Annotated in this window: 20 protein-coding genes; 9 read left to right on the top strand and 11 right to left on the bottom strand. The window is 41.8% G+C overall.

All coding sequences use genetic code 11. The features are described from left to right. Positions 1-18: 18 nt before the first annotated feature. The 3 genes from HC246_RS15125 to HC246_RS15115 form a co-directional block, all read right to left on the bottom strand. Positions 19-1,500, bottom strand: coding sequence for a cyclic nucleotide-binding domain-containing protein (locus HC246_RS15125; protein ID WP_169364109.1), 1,482 nt, complete (start codon positions 1,498-1,500; stop codon positions 19-21). A gap of 227 nt (positions 1,501-1,727) precedes the next feature. Next, positions 1,728-2,801 carry a ligand-binding sensor domain-containing protein gene (locus HC246_RS15120; protein WP_225902962.1) on the bottom strand — a complete coding sequence of 358 codons (1,074 nt, stop codon included), beginning with the start codon at positions 2,799-2,801 and terminating at the stop codon, positions 1,728-1,730. Positions 2,802-3,028: 227 nt separating this feature from the next. Further along, complete coding sequence (locus HC246_RS15115) at positions 3,029-4,111, bottom strand: FecR domain-containing protein (protein ID WP_169364107.1); 1,083 nt, start codon at positions 4,109-4,111, stop codon at positions 3,029-3,031. Positions 4,112-4,377: 266 nt separating this feature from the next. On the opposite strand from HC246_RS15115, the gene rplI reads away from it, so the two are divergent. Then, a complete protein-coding gene (gene rplI, locus HC246_RS15110) occupies positions 4,378-4,839 on the top strand; it encodes a 50S ribosomal protein L9 (RefSeq protein WP_169364106.1) in 462 nt (153 codons plus the stop codon). A 229-nt stretch (positions 4,840-5,068) separates the two neighbouring features. On the opposite strand, the gene HC246_RS15105 is transcribed toward rplI, so the two are convergent. Both HC246_RS15105 and pdxA read right to left on the bottom strand, forming a co-directional pair. Beyond that, positions 5,069-5,575: a GUN4 domain-containing protein gene (locus tag HC246_RS15105; protein ID WP_169364105.1), complete on the bottom strand. Its 507-nt coding sequence runs from the start codon at positions 5,573-5,575 to the stop codon at positions 5,069-5,071. Between the two features lie 906 nt (positions 5,576-6,481). Beyond that, positions 6,482-7,546, bottom strand: coding sequence for a 4-hydroxythreonine-4-phosphate dehydrogenase PdxA (gene pdxA, locus HC246_RS15100; RefSeq protein ID WP_169364104.1), 1,065 nt, complete (start codon positions 7,544-7,546; stop codon positions 6,482-6,484). A gap of 76 nt (positions 7,547-7,622) precedes the next feature. Here pdxA and dnaA point away from each other — a divergent pair, with 76 nt between their 5' ends. Further along, entirely contained in the window at positions 7,623-9,086 is a 1,464-nt protein-coding gene (gene dnaA, locus HC246_RS15095; protein ID WP_169364103.1) for a chromosomal replication initiator protein DnaA, read from the top strand. A 1-nt stretch (position 9,087) separates the two neighbouring features. After that, positions 9,088-9,609, top strand: a complete 522-nt coding sequence (locus HC246_RS15090; protein ID WP_169364102.1) for a heme-binding protein — start codon at positions 9,088-9,090, stop codon at positions 9,607-9,609. A gap of 56 nt (positions 9,610-9,665) precedes the next feature. Here HC246_RS15090 and HC246_RS15085 read toward each other — a convergent pair whose 3' ends face one another. The 4 genes from HC246_RS15085 to HC246_RS15070 form a co-directional block, all read right to left on the bottom strand. Then, complete coding sequence (locus HC246_RS15085) at positions 9,666-11,243, bottom strand: HlyD family efflux transporter periplasmic adaptor subunit (protein WP_169364101.1); 1,578 nt, start codon at positions 11,241-11,243, stop codon at positions 9,666-9,668. Positions 11,244-11,308: 65 nt separating this feature from the next. Further along, positions 11,309-14,260, bottom strand: a complete 2,952-nt coding sequence (locus tag HC246_RS15080) for a peptidase domain-containing ABC transporter (protein WP_169364100.1) — start codon at positions 14,258-14,260, stop codon at positions 11,309-11,311. 126 nt (positions 14,261-14,386) lie between these two features. Next, positions 14,387-15,115, bottom strand: coding sequence for a peptidylprolyl isomerase (locus HC246_RS15075; protein WP_169364099.1), 729 nt, complete (start codon positions 15,113-15,115; stop codon positions 14,387-14,389). A gap of 594 nt (positions 15,116-15,709) precedes the next feature. Continuing rightward, positions 15,710-16,168, bottom strand: a complete 459-nt coding sequence (locus HC246_RS15070; RefSeq protein ID WP_169364098.1) for a DUF2214 family protein — start codon at positions 16,166-16,168, stop codon at positions 15,710-15,712. 172 nt (positions 16,169-16,340) lie between these two features. Between HC246_RS15070 and HC246_RS15065 the strand changes: the two genes are divergently transcribed. The 4 genes from HC246_RS15065 to HC246_RS15050 all read left to right on the top strand — a co-directional run bounded on the left by HC246_RS15065 (position 16,341) and on the right by HC246_RS15050 (position 19,653). Further along, the gene (locus HC246_RS15065; RefSeq protein WP_169364097.1) at positions 16,341-17,561 is read left to right on the top strand and encodes a PDDEXK family nuclease; all 1,221 of its coding nucleotides are present in this window, start codon (positions 16,341-16,343) and stop codon (positions 17,559-17,561) included. 182 nt (positions 17,562-17,743) lie between these two features. Then, a complete protein-coding gene (locus HC246_RS15060; RefSeq protein WP_169364096.1) occupies positions 17,744-18,166 on the top strand; it encodes a DUF2358 domain-containing protein in 423 nt (140 codons plus the stop codon). Positions 18,167-18,310: 144 nt separating this feature from the next. Then, positions 18,311-19,117 carry a DUF1838 domain-containing protein gene (locus HC246_RS15055; RefSeq protein WP_169364095.1) on the top strand — a complete coding sequence of 269 codons (807 nt, stop codon included), beginning with the start codon at positions 18,311-18,313 and terminating at the stop codon, positions 19,115-19,117. 161 nt (positions 19,118-19,278) lie between these two features. Then, on the top strand, positions 19,279-19,653 hold the full coding sequence (locus HC246_RS15050; protein WP_169364094.1) for a diacylglycerol kinase: 375 nt from the start codon (positions 19,279-19,281) through the stop codon (positions 19,651-19,653). A gap of 5 nt (positions 19,654-19,658) precedes the next feature. Here HC246_RS15050 and HC246_RS15045 read toward each other — a convergent pair whose 3' ends face one another. Together HC246_RS15045 and HC246_RS15040 are read right to left on the bottom strand one after the other, a co-directional pair. Further along, entirely contained in the window at positions 19,659-20,456 is a 798-nt protein-coding gene (locus HC246_RS15045) for a TlyA family RNA methyltransferase (protein ID WP_169364093.1), read from the bottom strand. A 188-nt stretch (positions 20,457-20,644) separates the two neighbouring features. Beyond that, on the bottom strand, positions 20,645-21,307 hold the full coding sequence (locus tag HC246_RS15040; RefSeq protein ID WP_169364092.1) for a TMEM165/GDT1 family protein: 663 nt from the start codon (positions 21,305-21,307) through the stop codon (positions 20,645-20,647). Between the two features lie 608 nt (positions 21,308-21,915). Here HC246_RS15040 and HC246_RS15035 point away from each other — a divergent pair. Continuing rightward, a complete protein-coding gene (locus HC246_RS15035; protein WP_169364091.1) occupies positions 21,916-23,409 on the top strand; it encodes an AAA family ATPase in 1,494 nt (497 codons plus the stop codon). Between the two features lie 448 nt (positions 23,410-23,857). Next, positions 23,858-24,952 carry an ATP-dependent 6-phosphofructokinase gene (locus HC246_RS15030; RefSeq protein WP_169364090.1) on the top strand — a complete coding sequence of 365 codons (1,095 nt, stop codon included), beginning with the start codon at positions 23,858-23,860 and terminating at the stop codon, positions 24,950-24,952. Positions 24,953-25,021: the final 69 nt, after the last annotated feature.

The following is a 25,021-nucleotide window of genomic DNA, read 5'->3' as shown; positions in this document are numbered from 1 at the left end:
AAAAATTACGTCACATTTCTAAGCGACATTTTTGCCCAAGCTAATCCCGAAAATAGCATTGAGGCGATCGCGTACCCATGATAGGGCAGCATATTGCGATCTCTGCAATTCCTCTTCATTTAGCAGCCCAAGGCTAACAAGAACCTGCTGACGTTCCGATAGTTTAACTGCTATTTGCTCTCCTAATTCCTTATGTTCGCTAAGGAGCTTTTGCAACTGCTGACGCTCAACTACAAAGAGAACTGTATCCGCAGTCAGAGCACGCACAGTTGCCGTCCGAGGTGTACCAATTAGCAGAGAAATCTCACCAAAAAACTCTCCCTCTCTTAATGTCGCGATCGCTTGATTATTCCGTTCCGAAAAAACCTCTACAGCCCCAGACAAAATAATATAGAACTCTTCGCTGGGTTCATTCTCTTGGCAAATTACTTCGCAAATATCAAAATGCTTACGATATCCCCTTGCAATTAAGGCAAAGAGTTCTACTTCTGTACATCTTTCAAAGTAGGATATTTTTCGCAATAAATCACGGAGATTGCCAGAACTGAAATCACTAGGAGTAGAAAAAGAATTAACAGCACTTGATTTTGCTAGATTTGGGAGTTGCAAATTCTCACTTTGCGACTGTAAGGCATTCATCACATAGGGAACAGATTCAGGATTACGAAGAATAATATCGCGTGTAGGTAATGGAACTTTGATTCCTCTTTCCTTAAATTCATAGGCAATCCGAAAGTTCAAAGAGCTACGAATGGTTTCATTTTCATTGGGATCATTAATCCAAACTAGTAATTCAAACTCAAGGGCATCGCGATTAAATTTTTGGAATCTAACTTCTGATGATGGATTTTGTAATACATAGGGTTCATGACGTGCTGCCGTCAGCAAAGCTTCTGTCAAGACTAGTAAATCAGTATCTGGAGCCACTGTAATTGGAATATGAATTCGGCAGGTATGTCCTCTATAACTCCAATTGACAGTATTGTGTTCAATGAGACGCTGATTAGGAACAATTACAAAGAGATCATCATCGGTACGCAGGATAGTGGAACGAATGGAAATTTTTTCAATAACTCCCTTTAGTTCACCGATTTCAATATAATCGCCAACTTTGAGGGTCTGCTCAAATAGTAGGACAACACCACTAATAAAATTGCTCGAAAGATTTTGTAAGCCAAAGCCAATACCAATACCGATTACCCCTGCAACTACTGCTAAAGAACTGAGGTTAACTCCTGCTGTTTGCAAGATAATTGTGCAGCTCAGGGTAATCAAAAAGTATTTTATAAATACAGTAATTGCTTCCTGTAATCCTCGATTGATGCGAAATCGAGATAGGAAGGCACGTCTGATAGTTTCACTAATTAATTTGGATAGGAAAAAAGCTAAGATCAGCAGTCCTAGCAACAGTGAGATCGAGGCGATCGAAAATTTAGTTCCACCAATATCTAAAATCTGAGCCGTGAAGATGTCATAAAACTTGGCTAACCAAACATCCATTTTGTTTCTCTCTCCACAACCCTATAGCAATTAACAGCCTCTAACAAAGTCAAACAAATTGGATGCAAAGAATTGATTTTTTGTAGAGCAGCGAAGCCACTCCACAAAAAATCAATTCCTTATTTTACTGTGCGTCCCTATATAGCAATTTTCTAATGTGTACAAGAAAATCGCTACAACAAATTAATCTGACATTGACAATCTGGCAAAATGCTTTAGCTTAGTATCTACTTCTGTATTGTATAAATTACTGTCGCAGTTGCGTTTGGAATTTCTGATTTTTTCAGTTTTGCATTGATTTTGCCCAATCCCCCCATCGTGCCAATCCATAATTGGTGCTCGCTAATGAGCAAATTGACAACAGAACTATGGGGGAGGTTACTGATGAATGATGTAATTTCGCCATTGTAAGTATTGGCAAGTACCAAACCATCCCTCATGCCAATCCATAACTCTCCACTTTTGTCGCTAGCTAGGGCAACAATATCGCGTCCTGTGACAGTGTTAATTCTGGCGATCGCTTTATTCGTTTTGGGATTAATTTCGATCACATTGCGTGGCGTACCTGCCCAAACTGTTCCCGATGGATCAACAGTCAGAGCCTGTACAATTTGTCCCGAGACAAAGGGAATTCGTGCAGTAATTTTCGCTGTCCCCGGATTAATCTTAAACAGTCCATTTAATGTACCGACCCAAATATTACCAGCATTGTCAATTTGCATCACATTAGCGGCTGTCCCTGGAATATTAGGCAACCGAGCATAGGTCTCAGCATTATAGGGACTGATGCGAGTAATGCCTTGATCGGTTCCCACCCAAATAAAGCCTGCCCGATCCATAGCTAGACTCAAAATGCGGCTAGAGGATAGTTGGATCGCAATATTTTCAATTTTGCCTGAACTAGGGCTGATTTGATACAGCCCTGAAGTTGTGCCAACCCAAAAGAAGCCCCTATTGTCTTCAAGTAAGGCAGTGACGGTGGAGTTGGGTAAGGATATTGAAGAGATCGCTTTACCCGTGAGTTGATCAATTTGAATTAAGCCTTGCCAAGTACCTAGCCACAGGCGATCGCGGCTGTCCAATAATGTGGCACTAATCCGACTATCAAAATTGGATGATGGTCTGACGGTAACTAGTGCCTTGCTACCTCCTGTAGTTGTCTCCTGCTGAGGTGTTGGGTTGTTAATATTGATAGCTTCGGCATTATTGAGTCCATAGCTAACCACAAATAAGCTGGCTATGTTAGCAGTTATTGCTAATGCAGTTTTAGCGATCGCTTTTGAAGCATTTAATTGTGGCATTTTGTTAGCTGCAAACATCTTGACCATCATCCCTAGACGCGGTGTAAAACTCTTTTAAGCGTCAGATGTTAACACAAGAAATTGCGATCGATGCATCAAAATTACTAGAAATTGCAAGAAATTGTCATTTTAAATTTAAAGCAGCAATATACCTATTAAAACCATTGTCTAGACTCAATAGGTTGTAAGCTCCAAAAACTAAAGAGAAGGCGCAATGCGCCTTCTCTTTAGTTTTTGGGCTTGGGAGTAGTTGGTGGTGGCTCAGGGGCGGGGATTTCAGGTTGCACAGGCTGTGGTGGTGGCTCTAAAGGTGCTGGTTGTGGGGCAGGTTCTATAGGTTTGGGGGAAGGATTCGTAGTGATGGGTGTTGGTTGAGGCGTAGTTGGTGTTGACGTAGGTGCATTATTGGGTGCGGAAGAAGGCTCTGAGGTTGGTTTACTTGTATTTACAGGCTCAGGGGGTTTATTAGTGGAAGGATCGTCGCGCTTGCGGTCAACTGGTTCATCGCGGCGATCGCTATTGGCTGTACCTGAGGTATAGGTAACTTTAGACTTATTAGCATCAGGCTTATTCGGCAAATCCGAACGACGGAATTGGATCGTACTTGCCTCTTTGACTGTTGCGGTAACACCAAATTCTGATGTGATTTGAGGCAAACTGGCGAGCTGGGTACTAAATCCAAAAATCAAAGAATTATTGGCAATTTTTTTATCAATACTCTCCTTGTCGATCCGTTTGGGCGCAGTAGCTTTGCCATCAGCTTTAATTCTAATTTCTTCACCTTTACCTAGGGTGACAATTTCCGATGTGCTTTTTAGTAAGACGGTAACAGTTCCATCTAGGGAAATGATCCGCCGTTCTTCAGCCGCTTTCGCAGGAATTTCTAGATATAACGTCCCATCATTGCTAGATATTTCGCCAAAAGAGGTCTTAATTTGAGCAGGTGATTTACTATCCTTTGCCGCCCATGCGACCAATTTGCCCGACTCGATTTCTACTTGGTTTTGGGGTCTGAGGATGAGATTGGCAGTACCACCAATGCGAAAAATTGTCCCCGTTCTCAGCGTGATTTGAGCAGTTGAAGATTCGTCAGTGCTTACGCTTTCATTTACTTTTAGAGGCACACCAACGGTAGCAGGTCTGGCGGTGGTGGAGTTAATATATTTAACTCGGACTGGATAGCTACGAATTTCGCTAATTTCGGCGATCGCTTCAGTCGGTAAAGCCTCAGAGCTAAAAGGTTTAGCGGGCTGACTGATCGTACAACTAGGCAGCGTTGTGGCTGTTAGGAATAAGACCAGAAGAGGCACATAATGCTTGCAAAAGTGCCTAGAAATTTTTAGTAACTGCCAACGCTGCATCGTAAATTTTTTGTAGAGTCTACAAAGCCAGTTTTTTCGCTATACTAGGAAGTCTGGTTAAAACCGTAAATCCTAATGTATCTATATTAGGTCTAACATTGTTGTTTGACCATAGTTAGCCGCAATTCTCATTATTATCTATGAGGGATTGTACCTAAGGGTGCATGCCCCTGTAGATGTAAATCTATCTTTAAACGAGTAAGAGTCAAAAGCACATGGCAAAGAGTAATTTGCAGGTCATGCTGACCAAAAATGTTACAAAATTAGGTAAACTTGGCGATTTAGTAGCTGTAAAGCCTGGTTATGCTCAAAATTTCCTCATACCTCAAGGTTTAGCTATTCGTGCAACCGCAGGTGTTGTTAAAGAAGTTGAAAGACGCAAAGAAGTTGAGCGTCAACGTTTAATCGCTATTCGTCAGGAAGCTGAAAGCCGTAAGACCGCTCTCGCAACTATTGGCGGCTTTATTATTAAGAAAAAAGTTGGCGAAGGTAATGCAATTTTCGGTACTGTCACCGATCGCGAAGTTGCTCAATTGATTACCGCAAAGTCGATGTTAGAAATCGATCACCGCGATATTACAATTCCTGAAATTAATCAAACAGGTACTTACGAGGTTTCGATTAAGCTTCATGCTGAAGTCACTGCAACAATCAAAATCCAAGTCGTTCCTGAATAATTACAAAAAAGCGGCGCGTTGCGCCGCTTTTTTTGTACTAAAGTTAAGTTCGATAGATAAGATGGCTTCAATTTGCGATCTCGCTTCGAGTGAGTCCCTTATATCGGCTGGTAAGGTTAGAGTGATATGTAACAAAATTTCAAAAGTACTGAAAAGCCTATTGTGTTGTAGAAATAGGTTTGTAAAGATTTCTTGATATTTAGACTGTAATCTTTATCTGCTAAAGTTCTCAAGTCTCTGAGCGAGCGAAGAGGAAATCAAAAAACATCAAAAATCCCCAAACATCATCACTAAACATCCAAACCACCCAAAAAGAACACACAGTATACGGAAGGCTTGCTGGAAGTGAGTTTGGGGAATCATTCATAAATTCAGTATATGTCCTCCAACGATCATTTTGTGGACAATACCAACCAACTTTTGTCGCAAATTTTTCCCACACTTTATCATCATATTTACCAAGCTCGCCGCCGCAGTCTAACCAAAGCTTTTTCTGAATGCTAAAGCCAAACTTGTTATTACTGTAATGCACCCACAACTGATCGATCGTCCGCAAATCTTCATCGGGAAAATCTGGAATATGTTCATAATATGGCCAACCCTCTTTTTCTTGATTGGCAAACTGACTTATCAGTTTAGTCGTCAGTCCATCCGCCTTTTGCCATTCCTGATTCTTTAGAAATTTCTCCAACTCTCGATAATTAATCCCTTTGGCGCTTGGTAGTTTTTCTAGCACTTCTAACCTCACTTTTTCCTTTATATCTTCTTGTTTGCAGCCTTTTCTTTCTTCTGTCTCTCTAACCTCTTGTTTACGGTGTTTGTTGCTTTTCTTCCCGAATAGCTAAAATTGGTGTGATTTTGTACTGAATGTAGGTTTGGATATTGTCTAAACAATCAACTAGAGATAGGCTTGGTGAAGCCTATTTAAGGCGTTGATCGAAATCGACTTGACTATTGTAAATTCTTGTCTTGTTCTAAAGCATTGATTAAACGATCCTTTTTCAAATCCCTAGCCACAAGAAAATCAAGAATTTTTTGAGAAGCGCGATCATTAATTGTTGGGGTAACAAACTGCTGGACTCATCGTCATTTAGGCAATCTGTTTAATCTCCTGTACGGCTCCAGAAAATTCCTTGTCCACATTGACAATGCTAACTAACAAGGTTTGAAAAGAACCCATAAACTTTTTCATGTAGTCTTCAAAGTTGACGGCTATAATTAGCTAGATCATTTGTCTCATGTTGCAAGCAATTAATTTTCAAATGCACTTCATAGGCTATTTTCTGTTCTGACAGCTTTTTAACCATATTCTCTAGGACTTCTTTTTGAGTCTGCTGATCGTTAGGAATTTTATTTAAACTAAGACTCAACATAATCTGGGAACAAGTTTTTTACTCATACTCCAAAAGCCACCTTTCTGCTCCACCATAACTTCTTGACGCACTTTTGTTAGTGATGTAATCGCGCTGCAATACTATTGATCTCATTTTTTTGAGTCATTGTGCTTAGGGCAATCTCATTTTCAGCATAATAAACCTATAGATTAGGTATATAAAAATATTGTAATTTAATCAGTTATTCATTCTGACTTATCAGCAATAGGAACTTGTAGATCTTCGTCATAATTCATAATGCAAATGAATTATGACGTTTCTTGCCTGATTTGGACAAGCTCTACGGCTAATTTGATCGCCTCAATCGTACTTGCGGGATCAGCGATCCCCTTGCCTGCAATATCAAAGGCAGTACCGTGATCGGGTGATGTTCGCACAAAGGGTAGTCCAATTGTCGTATTCACTGCTCGATCAAAGGCTAAGAGCTTAACTGGTATTAAACCTTGATCGTGATACATGGCAAGATAAGCATCATAGCCAAGAAATATCCGATCTCTATCTTTCCAAGCTTTGGCAGGATTGACCCACATGGTGTCTGGTGGGATTGGATTAGTAATCTGGACGTTGGGGTGTTGCTGGCGATAGCGATCAATTAATGGTTGAAGCCAGTCGCGTTCCTCGATCCCCAATTGTCCTTGTTCACCGCTATGGGGATTGATCCCCGCGATCGCAATTCGTGGATGGGTGATCCCAAAGTCCTGTAATAGCGATCGGCGCAATAATTCTAATTTTTGCTCGATCAGTTCAGGTGTAAGCTGTCTAGTAACTTCGCTCAAAGGAATATGCACCGTTGCTAGCAAAGCTCGCAAAATCCAGTCCGTATATGGCGATTTGCCGACAAATAGCATCCCAAAATCATCGATGTGACTACGCTCAGCCAATAACTCAGTTTGCCCTGCATAGTCATGTCCTGCTTGTTTCCATGCTGATTTGGCAATAGGTGCAGTGACGATCCCATCGAATTTACCCGCTAGAGTTTGGGCGATCGCCTGATCTAAATAGGCAAAACTCGCGGCTCCACTTCCGCGGTTGCCAACTCCTAGCGTAATTTCCCCATCAATGCGAATATCAAATATCCCTAAACTCGCAGGATCGGCAATTTGGATATTGGTAGTTTTTAAATTTTTTAATAATTGATAATTTGACTCAAGATACCGCCGATCACCAAATATGGTGAACTCAGCATCTAGAGTTCGTAAATCGCGATCGGCAAGAGATTTTAGAATGATTTCCGTTCCAATTCCTGCGGGATCGCCTATAGTGAGAGCTATTCGAGGTTTAGATTGCCAAGATGAATGCCGCAGAATGTTCATTTAAGTAATTCTCCAAAAATTTAGTACACACGATAAGATCGTAATTCGCTGTTAGCCCTCTTGACCACCACCAACAATGTCTGTTGATATTTCCTTAGAAACCCTCTGGAATCAAGTCCTTGAACTTCTTGAAAGCCAACTGAGCCGCCCTACATACGAAGGATGGATTAAGACTGTTGTGGCTGACGAGCTTACAGCCGATCGCTTGACGATTCGCACCCCATCACTTTTTGCCAAGAATTGGCTACATAAATATTATTTTCAAAACATTACGGATGCTGTCACTGAAATTTTAGGTTATCCCGTCGAAGTGTATATTGTGGCGGCTCCCAGTGGTGAACCTCCCAGTGGACAACCCGATGAGGATGTTACTGAGGACGAAGGTGGTCAAGAGGGACTTTTAGAAACAGCGATCGCCAATGAGGCAGTACAGGCGATGGCAGCTTCGCTCCCTGCTACGAATATACAGAGTGACCCACAGGTTGAGAATAGCCATAGTTCACCAAGGCACAATAATCTCAATCCTAAATACAATTTCAACCGCTTTGTGGTTGGAGCAACCAATCGGATGGCTCATGCTGCTGCCTTAGCCGTATCTGAGTCCCCCGGACGCGAATTTAATCCCTTATTTCTTTGCGGTGGTGTGGGCTTAGGCAAAACTCACCTTATGCAAGCGATCGCCCATTATCATCTGGAAATCGAACCGAGGGCACGCATTGCCTATGTGTCCACAGAGCAATTCACTAATGATCTGATTGCCGCAATTCGCAAAGATAGTATGCAGAGATTTCGGGAGTTATACCGCGAGATCGATATGCTGATCGTCGATGATATTCAATTCATTGAGGGCAAGGAATATACCCAAGAGGAGTTTTTTCACACCTTTAACACCCTCTATGAAGCGGGTAAACAAATTGTGCTGGCAAGCGATCGCCCACCTGCTCAAATACCTCGTTTACAAGAGCGTCTATGTTCGCGCTTCTCGATGGGTTTAATTGCCGATATTCAGGTTCCCGATTTAGAAACCCGCATGGCAATTTTGCAGAAAAAAGCCGAATACGACAATCTCAAAATTCCTGCCGATGTGCTGCATTACATTGCTGCTAGCTATACCTCCAACATTCGTGAATTAGAGGGAGCTTTAGTAAGAACCGTTGCCTATATTTCCATCTCAGGCTTACCGATGACGGTAGAAAATGTCGCGCCCGTTCTCAATCCTCCCAAGGAACCTGTAGAAGTCTCCGCCGAAATGGTTTTGAGTGTGGTGACGGAAATGCTAAATATTGATTTAGCCGATCTCTTAGGTAATTCCCGCCGCCGCGAAATTAGCCAAGCGCGTCAATATGTAATGTACTTAATGCGCCAACATACCAATCTCAGCCTTCCCAAAATTGGTGAAGCTGTGGGAGGTAAAGACCATACAACGGTGATGTATAGCTGCGAAAAGGTCGCACAACTACAATCCACTGATGGTGATGTTGCTCAGTTATTAAGACAGTTAAGCGATCGCATTTACTTCATAGCCCAATCAAAAAATTAATATGTCTTCTCTACCCGTCGGCTTTCCCGCCCCCACACCTCACGGCATCATCGAAGTAAAGCAATATCCTGCCTATCGCTCAGGGACATATACCTATGAGGGCAATTTGCGTGAAGCAACTGGTTATGCTTTCAATCCACTATTTCGGCATATTAGTAGTAACAATATTGCGATGACAACACCTGTAGAAGCTCGCTATCCCATTGAGACCATCGATCAGCCAGTGCAAAGCGGCAAAGCAAAGGTATCTTTTTTGTACAACAATAGTGGCATTAGTCCCCAGCAAATATCGCCAGATATTCAAGTGGAAGATCATCCACCAATGTTAGTTGTGAGTTTGGGTTTGCAGGGAGCCTATGGCTATGAAAGCTATCAAGGACATATCGCCAAGTTGAAGGAATGGCTAGCCAACCATCCCGAATATGCGATCGCAGGGCAACCAAGGGAATTTCTCTATGATTCTCCCTATACGCCAGCACCACTCAAGCGGCGCGAAGTCCAAATTCCCATTCGTTCTATTTAACATTTAGGTTATGCGGTACATACAAAAGAAAAGAGTTGCAATGCAACTCTTTTCTTTTAGCGGACATATTTTAGGCTTTCTGTATTCTTGAAGAAGAAATCAGTAAAGAGGCTAATAACCGTGCGATCGCGAATTTTGATATTGGCACTCAGTGACATTCCAGACTGCAAATTAATGGGACGATTGTTCACCTGAATAGCTTGCTTCTCGATTTTGACCTTGGCAGGAAAGCGATAGGTGGGGTTAGCTTGATCAGGCGGTATGGCATCAGAACCAATCCAAACTAATGTTCCTTTGATATCACCAAATTCACTGAAAGGGAAAGAATCTAAGCGGACATCAACGGGCATTCCCTCTCTGACAAAACCGATATCTTGGTTCGTGATAAATATCTTCGCAACCAATTGATCGTCAGGCACAATCTTCAACACACTTTCAGGTGCATTCGTGTTAGCCACATAACCTAAACCTGCCTTCAGTTCAAAGACTGTACCTGCTATGGGAGCACGTAACTCTTGATACTTCAAGGTAACTTCAGCTTGACTGATTTGCCCTTCTATTTCCGAAAGCCTTTTGCTGTTATCAACAAGTGCCTTTGTAAATTGGCTATCGATTTCGGCAATCCGCTTTGTGTTATCGGCGATTTGGGATGTTAACTCTTTGCGCGTGGTGTCAAAGGTGTTATTAAGACGCGATCGCGCTTCAGCGATCGCCGCCTGAAGACGCAATTCCTCCTGTTGCAATTGTCGAATTTCTGACTCAGTATTTTTGACTTCTTCCTGTTGTTTGAGATATTGCACCCTTGCAATGGCTCCCTCCTTAACAGCTTCTTTTATACCATCCAGAATCTGCTTATTAATCACCAAAGATTCTTGCCGTCCAATCCGCTTCAACCGAGTTTGATTAAGTTGTTCGATCGTTTGCGCGATGTTTGCCTCTGCTGCTTGCGATCGCGAACCTAGTTCCGCTTGATTTGCTCTAAGTCGATCCTGTTGATCGCTAGAGAGATCTGCACCCCCACCATTAATCTGAATGCGATAGAGTTGTGACTCTGACATCAGTGCCTCACGATTACGGGCAAGTGCCATTAGCTCCGCAGGAATAGCGATCGCTTTCTTAGGGTTGATTGTGGGACGATTACCATTGAGAACAGATCGATAAAACTGATTTTCTTCTTGCAGATTTTGACGTAATTTTTTCAGTGAATCAAGCTGTGCTTTTGCCGCAGTCGCATCAATCCGCAGCAATACTTGATCCTTGGCTACCCGATCCCCATCTTTGACCAAAATTTCCTTAAGTACACCACTAGCAGGTGCTTTCACCTCTTTAACCGTACCCTGTGGTTCTAATTTGCCTTGGGCAGGTACGGACTCTTCGATTTTGGCAAATGAAGCCCAAATTAGTCCAAAGGTAACAGAACCTAGCAGAGTCCATAAAATTGCCTGAGTCCATTTTGGTGATTGACGTAATACTAATGGTTGATCAAAGGTCTGCGTTACCTCAGGAATTTTCTCTTCAGGAGCATCGGCGTTAGGCTTACCATTCAGATTTGGAGATGCTTCTTTCTCAGATGGGATTAACTTAGTTTCTGAAGTTGATTCATTATTGAGAGGCTTTACATTAGCATCGGTCATATCATTCACCTGTGTCTAAAAAATGTAATTAATGTAGCTAAGGAATTCTTAAAAGTAGGCATCTATTATGATTCTCCTGCTGCTTCCTGTTGGCGATATAGCGTGTAATACCTTTCACGTTTTGCCATCAAGTCAACATGTGTCCCTTGCTCGCCAACCCTGCCACTATCCATTACCAAGATCAAGTCAGCGTTGTGAATTGTAGCAAGACGATGGGTGATAAAAAAGACAGTACGACCACGAAATTCTTCGGCAAGATTTAGACAGACTTGACGCTCGGTATTGTAGTCTAAAGCGCTCGTCGCTTCATCTAAGATTAGTAATTGTGGCTTTTGCAATACTGTGCGGGCGATCGCAATTCTCTGTCTCTGACCTCCAGAGAGTGCTGAACCCCTCTCGCCAACCCGTGACTCATAACCTTGAGGCAATTGCATGATGAAATCATGGGCACAAGCAATCCTTGCTGCTTCTGTAATTTCTTCGGGTGTCGCATCAGGATTAGTGAGGGCAATATTTTCCTGAACCGTGCCATCGAATAGCAAAGTATCTTGCAATACCACGCCAATCTGACGACGGAGCGAATAAAGTTCCACTTTACTTACATCATAGTCATCAATGAGAATGCGCCCTGATTCTGGCTCATAGAGACGTGAGAGTAGCTTGGTGAGTGTACTCTTACCTGCACCACTGGCTCCCACCACACCCACAAATTGCCCCGCAGGAACTTCTAAACTGACATTATTTAGTTGCAAATTACCATTAGGCACAAAGCGAAAATGTACATTTTCATATCTGACAGCCCCGACAATAGCAGGCATGGGAATATTGCGCCGACCTGCTTCTTCTTGTTCCTGTGGATGATTGATAATATCGCTCAGACGCTCAAGGGAGAGTGCTGTCTCTTGGAAGTTTTGCCAAAGCTGAATTAATCGTAATAGGGGAGTAGTTGTGTATCCTGCAATAATCCGAAAGGCAATTAACTGTCCAAGGCTCAAATGATTACCAAGTACTAAATATGCGCCCACCCAAAGTAACAATAAGTTTGATAATTGATTTAAAAATTGACTAGTTGATCCTGCGGTAGTGGAAGTGACAACGGTTTTAAATCCTTCAGAAACATAGCGTGCATAGCGACGTTGCCATTCCCACCGCGACTTTAATTCAATATTTTGTGCTTTTACGGTCTGAATTCCTGACACAACTTCCACGAGATAGGATTGCGTGGTGGCGTTGCGCTCAGCTTTAGTCCGTAACTGTCCGCGAATAATCGGAGCAACAATAAATGTGAGCAAGGCAAATAAGGGAACTGTGCCAAGGGCAACTAAGGTCAGTAGCCAGCTATAGCAGATCATCACAATGATATAAATCAATGAGAAAACCGCATCTAGCACTACGGTCAGGGCAGTTCCTGTTAGGAATTGACGAATGTTTTCTAATTCACCAATGCGGCTAGATAATTCTCCAACCGATCGCTTTTCAAAATAGCGTAAAGGTAGGCGCACAAGGTGGTCGATTGTTTCCGAGCCAAGGGTCAAATCAATGCGATTGGTGGTATTAACAAATAAATAAGTGCGTAAAGCACTAATCACTGCTTCAAAAATGGAAATCGTCACCAAGAGAATGCCCAGCGTATTCAGCGTCGCAGGTGCATTTTGAATGATCACCTTGTCAATAATTACCTGTGTGATTAAAGGATTTGCTAGTCCTAACAATTGCACAAAGAAAGAGGCAATCAGTACCGTAATTAAAGTATTTTGATAGCGTTTGAGGGATGGCAAAAACCACGATAAACCGAACTTTTGTTTGGGCGTATCCTTAGTTGGTTTTACTAGTAAAATCTGACCCGACTCACCCCAGAGATCAGCGAATTGAGCTGTTTTTTTAGTAACGATGCCCTGTTCTGGAATTCCTAAAACTAATTCGCGATCGCTAGCCTTATATAGCACTACAAAAGTATCCTGCCAATTTAACAAAGCAGGAGTCGGCACTTGGGCGATCGCGCTAGCGGGAATCGATAGTAACTGTCCATTTAGACCCATCAGCTCCGCGATCGCCCCACAGAGTTGTAATGACAATTTAGGCGATCGGGCAAATTGGTTATCGATTGCCCGCTTGACTACATGGCGATAAAAAGGCATCTGCCAATATCTGGCTAACATTTGGAAACAAGCAAGGGAAGCATCCACAGGTCCCCTACCATAAAAATGTGGATAATCAGTTCCTTTCCGTTCAGAACGCTCTCCTACCATAGGCAATTCAGGCGCATAGGGAATATCTAATGCAGTTAATACTGGTGCTTCCTCCACTACTTCGGCTTTGATTGCAAAGTTATCTCGCAAACCGATTAGACGGGCCTGACCATCTGGTAGAACTTCAATGATATCGCTCTCATTGATAGCCTCAATTCGACTACCAACGGGAGCCGCAAAATTTTCACCCCCACTCACTAGCCATACAAAATCGCGATCGAGCTTAGATAAGGGCAATTTACCTGCACCTAAATTCATGACTAGTGCACCAGACATCATCTCACGTGCCAACTGCGCTAAATTGGCGGGAGCTTGCGCTCGCCGATCCATTTCCGCCGCCAATAGATCAAATACTTCAATCAAGCCAACCTTGTTTGTAAAAACTTCCTTTAAAGTAGGATTGCGATCGCACAATTGCCAAAAATCAGATGCTTCCAAGGCAAGACAAGTACTCTCTACCGAAGCAATTACCGTTTCACAAGGTACATTACGAATTAGACTCACCCAACCCATTACGGCATTAGGCTTGAGAATGTCTACAGTCACTGGCGCTGTTGCCCTAGGAATCTGCCCCAATAGTCGCGCTTGCCCCTCCATCAAAAATAAAATCTGCGCTGGCATCGTTTCTCGGCGCAAAATTACTTGACCCATCCGATAGCGCAAGGGTTGTACTCTTTCGCTTATTTCTTTTAAAGTGACAAGATCAATATTCTGTAACTCTGGAACAAGTGAGAGAAACTCTTGAATAGCTGGGATTGTAGAGATCATACAAACCTTGGTGAAACGATTTTGAGGTAATTCTCAACCTTTCTAAGAGAAGGTTGAGAATTACGCCCTAATCCTGCCATATTTTGGCGTAAATTATTGTTAAATAAGTATGACCCATGAATGAATTTATCCCCTCACAAATGTTGCCATCTGTTGCGCCACATTTTCTTCTAACCATTTAGCGAAGCTCTCATCAATTAAACGCCGTTGGATACCTTCATCAAGACTTACTGGCAGAAATTTTTCTAGTCTGACTACTACAATCCAGTCGCCAATTACAGTTGGCGTTTGTACCTGCCCAACATCACTAGCTATTAACATTTTGGCTAAATCAGGATGAATTGAACCAACTTCTACAGGACCAATTAATCCTCCTGTTTGAGACTCTGGTCCTTGAGAATATTCCCTTGCTAATTCATCAAATGATTGTTCCCCTTCTTTAATCCGAAAATATAGTTCTTGAGCAATACAAAAATCTTTAGTACAAATCAAGGAATAAATAACACGATCTAATTGTTTTTTGCGTTCCAAAAAAACAGAATTAACTTTTGATCCCCATGTTGCCTGTTTAAATTTTGCCAGCTTTAGTGATTTTTCAGCACGTTTCTCTAAATCTGCGCTCGTCATTCCCTGCTGTTTTAGCCATGCACGCAATTTTTCCTCTGAGTCAATTCCTAACTGTTGCAAAGCCTGTTGATTGGCAGTTTTTTGTTCTTCAGGAGTCAGGGATATATCCGATGTCACGCGATCGAGAGTCATTTCCCTGACCAGCTGCGGCATCATACCATAGGAAACCAATTTCTCAACTAATATTTCTGCCCGAAATTTCCCACCATTCAGTTCTAATGCCTGCATATTTATCTGAAGTCTTGATACTTTCAGTCATATTATCAGCTTTTATTAATTCAGACTTTTGTTTGACAATACTCCAGACAAAATTAGTAAGCAATAGAGACGTAAGTAACAAAGGTATGGGAATATAGGATGAGATTTAAAGTGGAATCCAAGTCTAATAAGGAAATAAATTGCTCTAGTAAATGGTGATTTAGAGCCAGACGTTTATAACTAGCAATAGATAAAACAAAAGGTTGAGGAGATTGATTGAGTTGAATCGCGCCAAACTTAGCAAGATTTAAAGCTTTGAGACAAGCATTAAAATGGAAATCGAGTTGAGACTGTCAAGACTCTCTCTTTGTCTTATCGTGAACCGTCATCTTCGTTTTGGCTTGCGTTGTAATTTGATTACTGGTATTTCTAACTTTGGGGGTCGTCTTTCTTCCACCAATTCATCTATCTCTCTTAACTTGACCTCAGTTCTGCAAGAGGTCTATTAACAGCCAGCCTACATTTGCTTTGCAAAAGTGACATGCTCCCGCCCCTTCCCCTTTATTTTACATCTCACGCTTAACTTAACTAATGCCTAACAAAAGGACGCAAAGCGTCCTTTTGTTATAAGCCTAACCTAATACCTCTTGCCATCATTGAAGCTAAAAGTGGAATTAAACTAAAACCCAATAGCTCTAAATGAATGATCGTTCTAAGGGTTTTAATTTTCTCTGGACTGACTTCTGGTGGCTTCTCAGCACGTAGATTTTTAATCCACATCAGAAATGAAAAGGTAGGATACAAAGACAATAGACCAACGACAATAAATACCGATATTTTCATCCAGAAAACAGGCTGATGTGTATAGTAATCGGCTCCTTTCTCAAAATATAAAACCCTTAAAATTCCTGTTGTTAAGATAGTAATTCCTGCAATTCCATAAATACTATCAGCAATCAAAATTCGCCATCCCTCTTTATTGGTTAAGTCCTGTTTTAGCGTAAACAATTCTGTAGATAAGGATGCAAAGATTAGCCCCAAACTTAAATAATGCAAATAGGCAGCGATCGCATTAGCCCACATTAAGATTTTCCTCTAGTCAACAGTCTCAAGATTATCATTACAATTGAGCATTATCACGATTGATGCCAGATTATGATGATAACCTGTGATGTTGGCGAAAATCTGTAGAATTTTGATTTTATTTATAATATAATCACTCAATTACAACTTTAAGCCTAATTAATGGTTTGATATGCCTCCTCGGAAAAAATCTATAACGCCTAAGTATTTTGGTCAGGGGGGAGTTTCTGACAAAATTCCTAGAATTGCATACACAGCTAATGCTCTGCGGTTTCAATCAGAGGAAGATCTAGAGATTTATATTGAAAATCACTTTGATGAGCTTTTTCCTGATTTAGAGTTATTGCAACGTCAATTTCGATTAAAAACTAATCGTTATGATTTGCTATGTCGTCATAAACATACTCATCAAGCAGTCATTTTAGAATTAAAAAATGAAGAAGATCGCAGTATTATTTGGCAACTAGTTAGATATAGGAAACTAATTATTACTGAGCGTCCATTCTCAGATCAAATAAATTATTCACTTCCTATTGAGTTAATTGCGATCGCACCTTCTTTTCATGAGGATAGTCTGGTAGACCAAGAAGCCTGTAAGTTTGAAGAAAATATCAAACTACTGAAATTTAATTTCCTAGTTGAAACGAAAACTTTTCAAATTGAAAAACGAAACCATGTAATTCCATACTCTATAGCTGGCTTGTCTAATGAGCTTGTGTGTGATTCTGTTCCAAAATGGAGTGTAATGCGTGAAACAGTACCCAACCTAGCAGCTTTAACCTACAATATCTCTGACAAAAACAGAGAAGGTTTTTGGAACTTACGAAAACTCTTTTTAGCTCAACCTAAAGTCAAAGAAATAGTTAACTCTTTGGGTACTCGTGCTTTTTACGCCACAAGTGACAGGAAAGGTAGTAAAAATCTGGCTGAGATTTGTATTTCAGATAAACAGATCTCTTTCTTCTTGTACCTTCCAAGTAAACATACTTCTATGAGTTTCAACTACACAACAGGTAATCCTGTAAAGTTGAAGAGATTTGAGATTATTTTTTCTGAATTAGAAGATCTGTTTAAACTTGAAAGTGTTGTTCAATATGTAGCATTAAGTTCGACTCGTGGCATAAGTTCAAAAGAACGAGAAAATTTATCTGCAAACTTTGAAAAAAACAGCTTAATTCATGGTAGAGACTGTATGCCTAAATGGTGTACGGGTAAAGGGTATTTTGCACAGCTAAGTTTTGCTTACAATAACCAATCTGTTTTTGAAGAACTTTATCCCGAATTAGTCTCTAAAAACCCTCAAGGCTGGTGGGAAGAATTTCAAAAACAAGAAACTGATAAGTTAGGCTGGTTTGTAGATTTAGCAATTCGAGCTTGGCGCTATAGAATTTAGATTTATCCTATTTTTCACAAAGTTAGGCTCTTACGGATAAAAAATGTCCCACCAAAGTTATCTAGCTTCGACTTCGCTCAGCTAACGTTGGCTGAGCGGAGTCGAAGCCATAGGTACTTTAATAAATAGCAAGTCCCTTAAGTGTACTTATTTTTAAAAGGCGATCGCCAGTGACCACATCAATGACTAATATTCTTGACATCATTAAGGCGGATTACGCCAAATTTCCCGAAGCGCAAACCTATAGCATCTATAGCGAAGATGTCTATTTTAAAGATCCTGTCTATAACTTTCGCGGGATTAAGCAATATCAAAAGATGATTGGGTTTATTACCTTTTGGTTTAAAAATCTCAAGCTCGACCTCCATGACATTGCCCGCACTGACAACCTGATCACCGCAAATTGGACAATGAGTTGGGATGCCCCATTCCCTTGGAAACCACGCATTAGTGTGACGGGATGGAGTGATCTAACCCTTGGCAATTTTGCCGATCAAGCCGATCAATCTGGCGATCGCGAATTAATCATTTCCCACATCGATTATTGGAAATGCAGCAAATTAGATGTAATCAAGCAACATTTCGTCTTTAAAGGGCATGATTAAAAGCCTGTAGCGCACGCTTTGCGTGTACCACAGGCTTTTAACTTTAAGTAAAGGGTTTATCTTATGTACTTCTCACTTTGCATAAATTCTGTACACTGAATCTAGCTACCAGCGATTAAAATCTAATAAATAGCGAGAAAAGCAATGTTTGCAGAAACGAGAGAATTTTCGGCTACGCAGTTTGCTAAAACCAGATGTACGACCGATGGTACAGCCTCATATTTAGCTTGGAGTGGCCACCTCTATTCATTTATGCCCGATGAGCCAAAGCGCAAGCTATTTAAAATCCTTGGCATGAGCGTGGGGCGCTGTATTGATAAAGGCGAGGGGGCTTGGGATTTTACATCGCGGGAAGTATTGCTATATCTTGATCCTGAAACTGGCGAGATGCTACGTCATTGGCAAAATCCTTGGACAGGGGAAATGTTGCCAGTGATGCATGTGGCAAACAGTCCCATTCAAGGCACATTTCGCCGCAATATTCCTGCTGAGGTTGATGGGGATACGACTACCTTTATTTTCGATCTCTTTGCTCAATATCCTAATCCCCTTGCGGACGAGCCTCAATTTGCCGAATATTGCGATCGCCCGATCTATAGCGCTGTGGAATTGTTCAAACTCTCAGTCCCCACTGCCGATCTTGAAGATCCTAGTACTACCACTGTTTCCAAATTAACTCTCTCTTGGAATCGTGTTGGGCCTTGGCTACCTTGGATGAAAATGGGACAACGCAGTGGCAATTTGATTTATAGCGCTCATGGTAAAAAGGTCAAGGACTTTAATGCCTTACCTCCAATTTTAAAGAAGGAAATTGAAACTCGTATTCCACTGTTTAAAGATGCTCCAGCAGAAAAAATTGAAGGTGCAGAAATGACCTCATGGGAATACTTTAAACAGCATTTTGAAGCTTATTCTCAGGGTGCTACTTTCCCAATACCATCACAACTGTAAATACCATTAAAGACTGGTATTGAGGTAACTTTTTCTAATTCACTTATTTATGTATAGATAATTCAAATAAGAACTACAGCTTCGACTTCGCTCAGCTAGCTTACACCGATGGCTGAGCGGAGTCGAAGCCCCTCTGCAAATTATTTAAAACAACTATATTTATGTCTAAGCCCACCAAATCAAACTACGATCCAATCAGAAAGTTAAAAGTTATATTTTCAGGGCTTCATTTTGCAGTATCTGATTTTAGTGTTGCTTATAAACTTGTTTTATCAGTTCCAGTCTTTATTTTGTCGTTTATTGTTCAGCAATGGGTTGATGTTACTTTAATTTTGCTAGCAACAGGAATGATGTTAGTTTCGGAGTTATTTAACAGCGCGATCGAAATTTTGTGCGACTTTGTACAACCAAGAGAGGATATGCGAATTGGCATTATTAAGGATATTGCGGCAGCAGCGGCTGGTGTCAGTATCTTTGTATGGGCTTCAGCACTTATCCTTGAGTCTTATCATCTTTGGAAATTATATAAAAACTGACTTGACTATACACAGGTTGTAATTTCAAGAATCTCATCAAAATTAGGTGGAGTGATTTCTGAAGATTGCTCACTGAGCCAGAGCCAATATTCATAATTACCCGTGCGACCTTGAATTGGTGAAGGTATTAAACCTTGAAATTGCCATCCTAAACCTTGGGCAGTGGCTAAAACATTGGCGATAGCCTCAGCCCTAATTTTGGGTTCGCGCACAATGCCATTTTTGCCCACTTGTCCTTTACCTGCCTCAAATTGTGGTTTGACAAGCAGTAAAGTTTCGCGGGGCGATCGCAACAAATTCCACAACGCAGGCAAAATTTTAGTTAGAGAAATAAACGACAAGTCCAAAACAGCAAAGTCAGGAACAATATCACTATCACCATACAAATCATCGGGGGTGAGATGCCGCAAATTAGTCCGCTCGCGCAATACTACCCTCTCATCACTACGGATTTCCCAAGCTACCTGACCATAGCCCACATCAATGCCATAAACCTTTGCCGCACCCTGCTTGAGCATACAGTCCGTAAATCCACCCGTTGAGATCCCACCATCAAAGCAGGTGCGATCACGTAAGTCCATGCCAAACTTAGCCAAGGCTCCCGCTAGCTTCTCACCACCACGGGACACAAAAGGCGATTGTTGCTTCACCAAAATTGCCGCATCTTCCTTAACTTCCGTTCCCGGTTTATCAATCACCTGTTGATTGACCTGTACCCAGCCAGCCCGAATAAACTTTTGAGCCTGCTCCCGTGATGGTGCAAGCTCTAGGTCAACTAATAAAACATCTAAACGCTTTTTCAAACCTGATCAAACTCACTTAACATATCTAACTACTTTATAGCGTTTCCCAGACGAGTTACAGAAGTTTGTTTTCCCGCCGAAGGCGTTTCCCAAACTTCTGTAACTCAATTTTGACGAAAACGCAATATTGCAACTTACAAGACCAAAGTAGAGAGCAACATAAAGCTCCCCATTCCACTCTCTCAAGTCTAGACTCCTTGAAAATAGGCAGTTATACCAAAAATGATAAATAAAACGCCCCCGATCGCTGTAATCACTCGTTCAGAAATTCTGCCTGCAATTAAGCGACCACCTATCACCGCGATCGCAGTGCAAATAGCATGACCTAAAATCGCGCCGAGGGTTACAAAAAATGGATTATAGGCTGCCGCTAAAGCGATCGTACTAATTTGAGTGCGATCACCCCATTCCGCTACAAAGGTCATCACAAAGGCTTGAGTCCATACTCCTAGCCAAGGATAGCGCGAGGCAATGCTACTCAAAAATTTACCGATAATAGGTAATTTAGAAATGGAGTGATGGGAATTTTGAGTATCTACAGCTTCTTCGGCTTCGTTGACTACTGCCTCCTCCGATTTTGCTGGCATCTTGGAAGCGTCGTAAATTAATTTGATACCAAAGATCAGGAATAAGGCGATCGCTCCATAGTGCGTATAGACTTTTGGTAACAAAGCAACGGCTTGTCCCAATAAAACTGATAGTACGGTCATCAAAGCAAGGGCTGCCAACACCGATGAAAATACTGTGCGGTGAGAATGACGCATTGCCAAAATCACAGCGATAAAAAAAGTTTTATCGCCTAATTCAGAAATCGTAATTAATAATAAACTTGCTGTAAAAGCGGTTAGCACTCTGGCAAACTCCTTCAGGTTTTGAAAAGTCCTGAGCGAGCTTGAAGAGATGTGCAAAGACCTCACCAAGCTCACATCAGGTGTGAACTCAGTGAAAGTCTCGCTGCCAAGATTTTAGAAATTTCTAAATAAAACTTGTCACTTGAACCAGTCGGCTAAGACAGTATGTTGACTCAAGTGGACTGACTATTGACTAATTTAAGCTCTAACTTATTTAGATTTTAGTTAGATTTAGAATTAGCTGTCAGTAGCTACTCCCTTTCATATAGTCTCTATTTTACTACACAAAAGCCACTTTATCATCCGAGCATATAGTAATCCTAAAGCGTTTGTGGAAGCGCACCTCTTCGGGGTGCGCTTCCACAAACCCAAAAATCTACAAAGAATTTCTTTGAGAAATACTAAGTAGCTAGGCGTAATTAAAAAACAGAACCAAAACCTGTGGCGCACGCTGCGCGTGTGCCACAGGTTTTGGGATTTTATATTTAGTTGCACCCAGATACTTATAGAACCCATTCGTGATCTAATGCTATTCCCCCTATTGCTTTAGTTTGCTGTAGATTATAGGCTGTAGATATTCTAGCATTTTACTCACGGCTTACTGATCAATGAATTTTGAAGCTGAATTAAATCTGACCCTGCGTGCCCGTTATCCCTTGATTTATATACCTTCAGCCGAAGAGGAACGGGTCGAAGCCGTGATTACCAATGTGGCAAAATCCCTCGGTCGTAGCGTATTTATTTGGGATTTTGTCGATGGATATCAGTCCAATCCCACCGATGCGGGTGCTGGTAAACGCAATCCTCTCCAAGCTTTAGAATTTGTGGATAAAATCCCTAAGGGTGCAGTGTTTGTGTTACGAGATTTTGATCGCTTTCTCGATGATGTGGCGATCGCCCGTAAGCTCAAAAATCTTTCCCGTAAACTCAAAAGCGAAGCGCAAAACATCATTGTGCTTGCTTCACAGATTAGTATTCCCGATAGCCTCAGTGAATTTTTCTCAATTCTTGAATTTCCACTTCCCAATCCTAGCGAACTGAAAATAGAAATTGAACAAATTGCTAATTCCACGAACTCAGGCAATGATCTGCAATTAAATAAACAGGCGATCGATGATTTAGTCCGTGCGAGCCAAGGTTTATCTCTAGAGAGAATCCGACGAGTCCTAGCTAAAGCGATCGCTGAAAATAACTGCTTGCGTCCCGAAGATGTCGAACTAATTCTCGAAGAAAAACGTCAAAGTATTCGCCAAACCCAGATTCTAGAATTCTATCCATCAACTACAGAAATTAGTGATATCGGTGGTTTGGATAATCTCAAGGAATGGTTATTAAGGAGAGGTGGAGCCTTTAGCGATCGCGCCCGTAAGTATGGCTTACCCCATCCCAGAGGCTTGCTATTAGCAGGAATTCAGGGTACAGGCAAATCCCTCACTGCAAAGGCAATTTCTCACCATTGGCATTTGCCCCTATTACGTCTCGATGTCGGTCGTCTATTTGCAGGACTAGTTGGCGAGAGTGAATCCCGCACAAGGCAAATGATTCAGCTAGCAGAAGCGCTCTCTCCCTGCGTATTATGGATTGATGAAATCGATAAAGCCTTCTCAGGTATTGAAGGTCGAGGTGATTCAGGAACGACTAACCGTGTTTTTGGAACCTTCTTAACATGGATGGCGGAAAAGACTTCGCCCGTATTTGTAGTAGCTACGGCAAATAATATTCGTGCATTGCCCCCTGAACTTTTGCGTAAAGGTCGATTCGATGAAGTTTTCTTTGTGGGTTTGCCCAACCAAGAAGAGCGATCGCAGATATTTGCTGTGCATCTAGGCAAATACCGTCCTCACAATACTCGTGCCTACGATATCGATCGCCTTGCCTATGAAACACCCGATTTTTCAGGTGCAGAAATCGAGCAGGGCATAATCGAAGCGATGCACATTGGCTTCAGTCAAAATCGTGACTTCACCACCGATGACATTCTCGAAGCGGCTAGCCAAATTGTGCCATTAGCGCAAACGGCTCAGCAGGAAATTCAAGTCCTCCAAGAATGGGCTGCATCAGGTAAGGCAAGATTAGCTTCACGGCAAAATGTATTTAGATAGTTATGTAGCGATTGTCATTTTGCTATAGGCAAAATGACAATCCAAAACTCTTATGGAGAATGATTTATCGCGATTTTCAAATGAGTATATAAGTAGCTAGGCATAATTAAAAAGCAGAACCAAAACCTATGGCGCACGCTGCGCGTGCGCCATAGGTTTTGGTTTTTTATACTTAATTGCACCCAGTTACTTATTCATTTGAAAATCGTACAAATAAAGGCTTGGAGCATTGCTCCGAGCCTTTATTTATGTGGTTAAGAATTGTTATGTTAGGAAATCTAGGCAATGCTAAGGGAAGTTCACAAATATTCAAAAATCCAAACCATATCTTGTTGCGATAAGTCGTGATAATAGATAGGCTTACGCAATTCATGAATTGTCCCTACATTTGGTGATTGATACGTAAGTCCTAAAGAGGTCATTTTGGAAATTGAGAATCTGAAGATTTATGACAAAGCCTAAGCGTGTTGGTATTTTGACCAGTGGTGGAGACTGTGGTGGACTCAATGCTGTCATTCGGGCTGTTGTGCGCCGCGCTCGCGACTATGATATAGAAATTTATGGAATTAAAGGTGCAACTCAAGGATTGCTGAATCGTCCCGTAGAAGCGGAATTACTTGATATGAAAAGGGTCTCAGGGATTTTACGCTATGGCGGTACGATTTTGGGAACAGTAAATAAAGGGAATCCCTTCTCCTATCCGATGCCTGATGGAACTTTAGTCGATCGCTCTGAGGAAGTGATTGATGGCTACCATAAACTGGGTCTGGATGCCCTAATTGGAATTGGCGGCGATGGCAGTTTAGCCATTTTGAGACGGCTAGCGCAGCAGGGCAATATGAATCTAGTCGCAGTTCCGAAAACTATTGATAACGATTTGGGGGCAACGGAGAATTCGATTGGCTTTAATACGGCAGTGAGTGTGGCTGTAGAAGCGCTCGATCGCCTAACTTATACTGCCATCAGCCATAGTCGCGTGATGATCTTAGAAGTGATGGGTCGTGATGCAGGACATATTGCAGTGAGTGCAGGGATTGCAGGGGGCGCTCATGTGGTATTGATCCCAGAGATTCCCTATGATTTGGATGAAGTATGCGATCGCTTAATGAATCGCGCCCTGCGAGGATTCCCTTTTAGTACCATGGTCGTTGCTGAAGCTGTGAAAACGCCAACGGGTGAACCTGTGAAATATACCAATAGCCTTGGACAAACCCTCTATGGAGGTATTGGGCAGTATTTAGGCGATCAGATCAGTACCCGCACAGGGTTAGAAAGCCGCGTCACGATCTTGGGTCATGTGCAGAGAGGAAGTACACCATCACCACTCGATCGCATTTTGGGGGCAGCCTTTGGTGTAGCGGCTGTGGATTTGATTGCAGAGAAGAAATACGATCGCATGGTGGCATGGGTAAACCGCGAAGTGATCGATGTACCCATTGCCGATGCGATCGCCAAATATAGCGCCGTTGATGTACATGGAACATTGGTTCGCACGGCAGTCGGTTTAGGAACTTATGTGGGCGAAATTGAACAACTTCTTTAAAGAATCAAATTTTTTGTGGCACGGCTTCGCCGTGCCACAAAAAATTTAGTTCCGCAAAACTCTTAGGCA

Origin of the sequence: Pseudanabaena yagii GIHE-NHR1 (assembly GCF_012863495.1) — a bacterium.
Classification (GTDB): domain Bacteria; phylum Cyanobacteriota; class Cyanobacteriia; order Pseudanabaenales; family Pseudanabaenaceae; genus Pseudanabaena; species Pseudanabaena yagii.
The sequence above is the reverse complement of the archived record's forward strand: the minus strand, read 5'-3'. Positions and strand labels throughout refer to the sequence as shown.

What these genes read in the sequence shown, in the direction of transcription:
- HC246_RS15125 (WP_169364109.1), bottom strand. Translation starts at nt 1,500, where the DNA reads ATGGATGTTTGGTTAGCCAAGTTTTATGACATCTTCACGGCTCAGATT.
- HC246_RS15120 (WP_225902962.1), bottom strand. Translation starts at nt 2,801, where the DNA reads ATGCCACAATTAAATGCTTCAAAAGCGATCGCTAAAACTGCATTAGCA.
- rplI (WP_169364106.1), top strand. Translation starts at nt 4,378, where the DNA reads ATGGCAAAGAGTAATTTGCAGGTCATGCTGACCAAAAATGTTACAAAA.
- pdxA (WP_169364104.1), bottom strand. Translation starts at nt 7,546, where the DNA reads ATGAACATTCTGCGGCATTCATCTTGGCAATCTAAACCTCGAATAGCT.
- dnaA (WP_169364103.1), top strand. Translation starts at nt 7,623, where the DNA reads ATGTCTGTTGATATTTCCTTAGAAACCCTCTGGAATCAAGTCCTTGAA.
- HC246_RS15090 (WP_169364102.1), top strand. Translation starts at nt 9,088, where the DNA reads ATGTCTTCTCTACCCGTCGGCTTTCCCGCCCCCACACCTCACGGCATC.
- HC246_RS15085 (WP_169364101.1), bottom strand. Translation starts at nt 11,243, where the DNA reads ATGACCGATGCTAATGTAAAGCCTCTCAATAATGAATCAACTTCAGAA.
- HC246_RS15080 (WP_169364100.1), bottom strand. Translation starts at nt 14,260, where the DNA reads ATGATCTCTACAATCCCAGCTATTCAAGAGTTTCTCTCACTTGTTCCA.
- HC246_RS15075 (WP_169364099.1), bottom strand. Translation starts at nt 15,115, where the DNA reads ATGCAGGCATTAGAACTGAATGGTGGGAAATTTCGGGCAGAAATATTA.
- HC246_RS15070 (WP_169364098.1), bottom strand. Translation starts at nt 16,168, where the DNA reads ATGTGGGCTAATGCGATCGCTGCCTATTTGCATTATTTAAGTTTGGGG.
- HC246_RS15065 (WP_169364097.1), top strand. Translation starts at nt 16,341, where the DNA reads ATGCCTCCTCGGAAAAAATCTATAACGCCTAAGTATTTTGGTCAGGGG.
- HC246_RS15060 (WP_169364096.1), top strand. Translation starts at nt 17,744, where the DNA reads ATGACTAATATTCTTGACATCATTAAGGCGGATTACGCCAAATTTCCC.
- HC246_RS15055 (WP_169364095.1), top strand. Translation starts at nt 18,311, where the DNA reads ATGTTTGCAGAAACGAGAGAATTTTCGGCTACGCAGTTTGCTAAAACC.
- HC246_RS15050 (WP_169364094.1), top strand. Translation starts at nt 19,279, where the DNA reads ATGTCTAAGCCCACCAAATCAAACTACGATCCAATCAGAAAGTTAAAA.
- HC246_RS15035 (WP_169364091.1), top strand. Translation starts at nt 21,916, where the DNA reads ATGAATTTTGAAGCTGAATTAAATCTGACCCTGCGTGCCCGTTATCCC.
- HC246_RS15030 (WP_169364090.1), top strand. Translation starts at nt 23,858, where the DNA reads ATGACAAAGCCTAAGCGTGTTGGTATTTTGACCAGTGGTGGAGACTGT.